The following is a 653-nucleotide window of genomic DNA, read 5'->3' as shown; positions in this document are numbered from 1 at the left end:
GGTCTTGATACGTCGGCTCTCCCGGAACGTCAGCTCTTCGAGCAGGAGTTGCTCGATTGCCTCGAGGGCGGTGAGCTCACCGTGATCGATGCGAGCGGCGCAGATATCGACCACTTCGATGGCGCGCTGCATCTTCAGGCCGACCATGGTGGTCTTAATCCGGTCAAGCAGCGATGCCCCCGGGTCTGGCAGTAGAGAGTTCATATCGACATTCCCGACGCCAGGCTTTTGCCAACCGCCTCGTAGATGGCGAGCGGTCGGCTCGTCACCAGTTCGCCCGAGAAGCCATGTGGTATCGGGATTTCGTCGGCGCGCCGATTAGGCACACGGTGTCCGCTGAGCAGGGAGCGCTGCCGCCGTCCCTCCAGATGCGGATGACGGGCGATGAGCTGGCCCGCCTCGAAGATCTGGATTTCGTCCGCCAGGCTGTGGACCTCGACGATCCGTCGACGTGTCGTATCGGGCACCGAGTATAAATTGCCGGCGATGCTCACCATGCCCTCGTGGCTGATGCGTCGTTCGAGTTTCAGCACCGCGCTAAAGGCGATCAGCGGCAACGCCTGCAGCGTAGGCCTCTCCTCGGCAAATGCCTCACTGACGACACGCTCGGTCGTCGCGTGGAGCCGGATGTTGGCGACAGTTGCCAGCCAATG

The 653-nt window shown here is 62.3% G+C and carries 2 pseudogenes; both read right to left on the bottom strand.

From position 1 onward, the window contains the following. Positions 1-204, bottom strand: a pseudogene (locus QN347_RS19355) (AAA family ATPase); the annotation flags it as partial. Between the two features lie 148 nt (positions 205-352). Beyond that, positions 353-653: pseudogene (locus QN347_RS19350) on the bottom strand (Mu transposase domain-containing protein); the annotation flags it as partial.

This window comes from Sphingomonas sp. 10B4, from assembly GCF_035019905.1.
Lineage (GTDB): Bacteria > Pseudomonadota > Alphaproteobacteria > Sphingomonadales > Sphingomonadaceae > Sphingomonas > Sphingomonas glacialis.
The sequence above is the reverse complement of the archived record's forward strand: the minus strand, read 5'-3'. Positions and strand labels throughout refer to the sequence as shown.